Annotated in this window: 2 tRNA genes and 3 rRNA genes; all 5 read right to left on the bottom strand. The window is 57.5% G+C overall.

From position 1 onward, the window contains the following. Positions 1 to 2: 2 nt before the first annotated feature. Positions 3 to 117, bottom strand: a 5S ribosomal RNA gene (rrf, locus tag B7994_RS13810). Positions 118 to 210: 93 nt separating this feature from the next. After that, positions 211 to 3,112 (bottom strand): 23S ribosomal RNA (locus B7994_RS13805). A gap of 163 nt (positions 3,113 to 3,275) precedes the next feature. Continuing rightward, positions 3,276 to 3,348: transfer RNA gene (locus tag B7994_RS13800), tRNA-Ala, on the bottom strand. Between the two features lie 8 nt (positions 3,349 to 3,356). Next, positions 3,357 to 3,430 (bottom strand) — tRNA-Ile (locus B7994_RS13795). A 93-nt stretch (positions 3,431 to 3,523) separates the two neighbouring features. Then, positions 3,524 to 5,022: ribosomal RNA gene (locus B7994_RS13790) — 16S ribosomal RNA — on the bottom strand. The 16S, 23S and 5S rRNA genes sit together here with 2 tRNA genes alongside, the layout of an rRNA operon. Between the last annotated feature and the right edge of the window lie 212 nt (positions 5,023 to 5,234).

Here is a 5,234-nt window from a genome sequence, read left to right as displayed (position 1 = left end):
GAATCCAGCGGCGCCCTACTCTCCCGGGCCCGGGGGCCAGGTACCATCGGCGAAGGGAGGCTTGACTTCCGTGTTCGGAATGGGAACGGGTATGACCCTCTCTCGAGAACCGCTGAAACAAACTTGTTGGCAGTGAAAGGCAACCAGCTTCGGTGACGAAGCACGATGGGTCCGGGCTGCACACGCAGCGCGAACTGAACCGTTGAAATAGAGGAAATGCCTCACGGGCTATTAGTACCGCTCGGCTCAACGCATCGCTGCGCTTACACCTGCGGCCTATCGACGTCGTAGTCTCCGACGGCCCTACAGGGGGTTGAACCCCGGGGAGACCTGATCTTGGGAACGGCTTCACGCTTAGATGCCTTCAGCGTTTCTCCGATCCGAACATGGCTACCCGGCAATGCCGCTGGCGCGACAGCCGGTACAACAGAGGTTCGTCCGTCCCGGTCCTCTCGTACTAAGGACAGCTTCCCTCAAGTCTCCAACGCCCACACCGGATAGGGACCGAACTGTCTCACGACGTTCTGAACCCAGCTCGCGTGCCGCTTTAATTGGCGAACAGCCAAACCCTTGGGACCTTCTCCAGCCCCAGGATGCGACGAGCCGACATCGAGGTGCCAAACCTCCCCGTCGCTATGAACGCTTGGGGGAGATCAGCCTGTTATCCCCAGAGTACCTTTTATCCATTGAGCAACGGCCTTTCCACGCTGTACCGCGGGATCACTAAGCCCTACTTTCGTACCTGCTCGGCGTGTCCGCCTCGCAGTCAAGCTCCCTTATGCCTTTATGCTCTTCGCGCGATTGCCGACCGCGCTGAGGGAACCATTGGATGCCTCCGTTACCTTTTAGGAGGCGACCGCCCCAGTCAAACTGACCATCAGGCATGGTCCCTGTCCCGGATGACGGGACGAGGTTAGATCTCAAAACGGGCAAGGGTGGTATTTCAAGGGCGGCTCCACGACGACTGGCGTCGCCGCTTCAAAGCCTCCCACCTATCCTACACATGCCAGTCCTAAAACCAGTGCCAAAATACAGTGAAGGTTCATGGGGTCTTTCCGTCCAGGTGCGGGTTGCCGGCATCTTCACCGGCACTGCAATTTCGCCGAGTCCCGGGAGGAGACAGTGCAGAAGTCGTTACACGATTCGTGCAGGTCGGAACTTACCCGACAAGGAATTTCGCTACCTTAGGACCGTTATAGTTACGGCCGCCGTTTACCGGGGCTTCGATTCAGGGCTTCGCTTGCGCTGACCCCTCCTGTTAACCTTCCGGCACCGGGCACGTGTCAGACCATATACGTCCACTTGCGTGTTAGCATGGCCCTGTGTTTTTGGTAAACAGTCGCTTCTGCCGTTTCCCTGCGACCCTCCGTAGCTCTGCGCTGTTCACGCTCACCGTGGAGGGCTCCCCTTATCCCGAAGTTACGGGGTTAATTTGCCGAGTTCCTTCTCCCGAGTTGTCTCGAGCACCTTAGGCTATTCGCCTCGTCCACCTGTGTCGGTTTACGGTACGGGCGCGCGTCGGCTCCCTTAGGGGTTTTTCCTGGCACGGGCCCATGCGACTCCCGCTCCGGCCGAAGCCTTCGCGGGGTCCGGTACCTGGGGCACGTATCGGGGGGATTTGCCGCCCCGAAGCCTCGCATACCTTCCGCTGCATCCATCAGCAGCTACGCACTGTCCCATGCGTCACCCCGTCGGTAGTGACGCCTTTCGCGCGGTCCCGGAATATTAACCGGGTCGTCATCGGCTACGCCTCTCGGCCTCGTCTTAGATCCCGACTTACCCTGGGAGGATTATCCTTGCCCAGGAAACCTTGGACTTACGGTGTGCGGGTTTTTCACCCGCATTTTCGCATACTCATGCCAGCATTCTCGTTTCCGATACCTCCAGCGGGCATCGCCACCCGCCTTCCCAGGCCTACGGAACGCTCCTCTACCACTCCATTGCTGGAGTCCACGACTTCGGTGATGTGTTTAGTCCCGATCATTTTCGGCGCGGGGTCGCTTGACCAGTGAGCTATTACGCTTTCTTTAAAGGGTAGCTGCTTCTAAGCTAACCTCCTGGCTGTCTGTGCAACCCCACATCCTTTCCCACTTAACACATACTTGGGGACGCTTAGTCGATGGTCCGGGTTGTTTCCCTTTCGTCCGCTGATCTTATCACCCGCGGGCTGTCTGCCACGCATCTCGTTCACGGTATTCGGAGTTTGATAGGGTTTGGTAAGCGGGTGTGCCCCCTAGTCCTTCCAGTGCTCTACCCCCGTGAAGATAACGTGACGCCATACCTAAATATGTTTCGAGGAGAACAAGCTATCGCCCAGTTTGATTGGTCTTTCGCTCCTACCCACAACTCATCCGGACACGTTTCAATGTATATCGGTTCGGCCCTCCACGGAATGTTACTTCCGCTTCAGCCTGGTCATGGGTAGATCACTAAGGCTTCGTGTCTGCCGTGTACGACTGGTCGCCCAGTTGAGACTCGCTTTCGCTTCGGCTCCGGACCTGAGGCCCTTAACCTCGCCGTACACGAGCAACTCGCTGGCTCATTAAACAAAAGGCACGCCGTCAGAGGGATGAATCCCTCCTCCGACAGAATGTATGCACGCGGTTTCAGGCGCTGTTTCACTCCCCTCTCGGGGTGCTTTTCACCTTTCCCTCACGGTACTGTGCACTATCGGTCATCTGCTCGTATTTAGCCTTGGAGGGTGGTCCCCCCGTCTTCAGGCAGGATTTCACGTGTCCCGCCCTACTCTTCGCCGGACGCCCGCTTCCAGATCGCTACAGGCCTGTCACCTGCTGTGGGGGGGCTTTCCATCCCGCTTCGCTCTCCGTACGCGATACGCAACCCGGCTGGGCTCGTCCCCGTTCGCTCACCACTACTGGGGGAATCTCGGTTGATCTCTTTTCCTCCGGGTACTGAGATGTTTCAGTTCCCCGGGTTTGCCTCCTCGGCCCTATGTGTTCGGGCCGTGGATACGCTTGCGCGTGGGTTTCCCCATTCGGAATCGCGGTAGTCAAAGGCCCTTTGCGCCTCGTACCGCACTTTCGGGGCTTGGCCCGTCCTTCGTCGCCGGCAGATGCCTAGGCATCCCCCGCGTGCATTCTTTCGCATAATCTTCTTTTCCAGCGGTTCAGCTCTTGTTCTGCTGCATGAGCAGCTCGAATCCACCTTCTTTGGTGCTTCAAGTCACTCTTCGCTTGATTGCTTGTATCTTTTCACTGCCGTAATGTCAATCTGCCTCGACCGTCTCGCGGTCGCGTTGCGCCCGGGGGCGCTACTGGAGCTAAGGAGACTCGAACTCCTAACATCCAGCTTGCAAAGCTGGCGCTCTACCAGTTGAGCTATAACCCCGAAAGCTATGGGCCTGAATGGACTTGAACCATTGACCCCCGCCTTATCAGAGCGGTGCTCTAACCAGCTGAGCTACAGACCCGGGCTCGTAAAAGAATCGGAGATGCACTTGGATGACGGGCGTCAACGAACTGCTTAACAGGTGGTCGAGCCATTGGCTCGATGTTTACTCCTTAAAGGAGGTAATCCAGCCGCACCTTCCGGTACGGCTACCTTGTTACGACTTAGCCCCAGTCAAAGGTCTTGCTTTAGGCGCCGCGGGGCGACTTCGAGCACTCCCTTCTCCCATGGCTTGACGGGCGGTGTGTACAAGGCCCGGGAACGTATTCACCGTGGTGTGCTGACCCACGATTACTAGCGATTCCAGCTTCACGGAGTCGAGTTGCAGACTCCGATCCGAACTGAGGCCGGCTTTGAGGATTGGCTCCGCCTCGCGGCGTTGCGACCCATTGTACCGACCATTGTAGCACGTGTGTAGCCCAGGATGTAAGGGCCATGAGGACTTGACGTCATCCACACCTTCCTCCGGGTTGTCCCCGGCAGTCTCTCCAGAGAGCCCCCTTGCGGGCGGCAACTGAAGACGTGGGTTGCGCTCGTTGCGGGACTTAACCCAACATCTCACGACACGAGCTGACGACAGCCATGCAGCACCTGTGCGGATCGTTGCATTGCTGCAAAACGGCGATCTCTCGCCGCGGCGATCCCATGTCAAACCCTGGTAAGGTTCTGCGCGTTGCTTCGAATTAAACCACATGCTCCACCGCTTGTGCGGGCCCCCGTCAATTCCTTTGAGTTTCATACTTGCGTACGTACTCCCCAGGCGGCATACTTAACGCGTTGGCTGCGGTACCCGGGGCGAACCCCGGACACCCAGTATGCATCGTTTACGGCGCGGACTACCAGGGTATCTAATCCTGTTTGCTACCCGCGCTTTCGAGCCTCAGCGTCGATAAGTCCCCAGCAGGCTGCCTTCGCCATCGGTGTTCTTCCTGATCTCTACGCATTCCACCGCTACACCAGGAATTCCGCCTGCCCCTGAACTATCCAAGATGTCCAGTTCGAACTGCAGGTCCGGGGTTGGGCCCCGGTATTGTACAATCCGCTTGAACATCCGCCTACGCTCCCTTTACGCCCAGTGATTCCGAACAACGCTTGCACCCCTCGTATTACCGCGGCTGCTGGCACGAAGTTTGCCGGTGCTTCCTTTCAAGGTACATTCTCCCGCGCCCGAAGACGCGTATTATTCCCTCACGACAGTGGTTTACACACCGAAATGCTTCTTCCCACACGTGGCGTTGCTGCATCAGGGTTTCCCCCATTGTGCAATATTCCCTACTGCTGCCTCCCGTAGGAGTCTGGGCCGTATCTCAGTCCCAATGTGGCCGATCACCCTCTCAGGCCGGCTACCGATCGTCGCCTTGGTGGGCCGTTGCCCCGCCAACTAGCTAATCGGACGCAAGCTCATCCCGCATCGATGAATCTTTCGTCAACCCCGGATGTCCGGGGCCACGTTATTCGGTATTATCCGCGCGTTGGCACGGCTATCCCAATATGCGGGGCAGATTGCTTACGCGTTACTCACCCGTTCGCCGCTATCCTTGCGGACCGCTCGACTTGCATGTATAAGACACGCCACCAGCGTTCGTTCTGAGCCAGGATCAAACTCTTCATTGATTTTCTAAAGTCTTGGTCCTGTTAATCACGTTCGTATTGACTCCAAGAATTGATTCTTGGTCCGTCACTAAGCACATCTCCGATTCCTTCAAGCTGCCCGGCGGCCTCTCTGGGCCTCCGTCCTCTTCCGTTCGGCCGTTCAGGCGTCCCGTTCGAGGGTGAGGCCAATTATAGAATTTTCGGGGAGAATGTCAAGGGTTTTTCTCAAAAAA

Source organism: Fibrobacter sp. UWR2, from assembly GCF_002210285.1.
Lineage (GTDB): Bacteria > Fibrobacterota > Fibrobacteria > Fibrobacterales > Fibrobacteraceae > Fibrobacter.
Note: the sequence above shows the minus strand (reverse complement) of the source record. Positions and strands in the feature narration are given on the sequence as shown.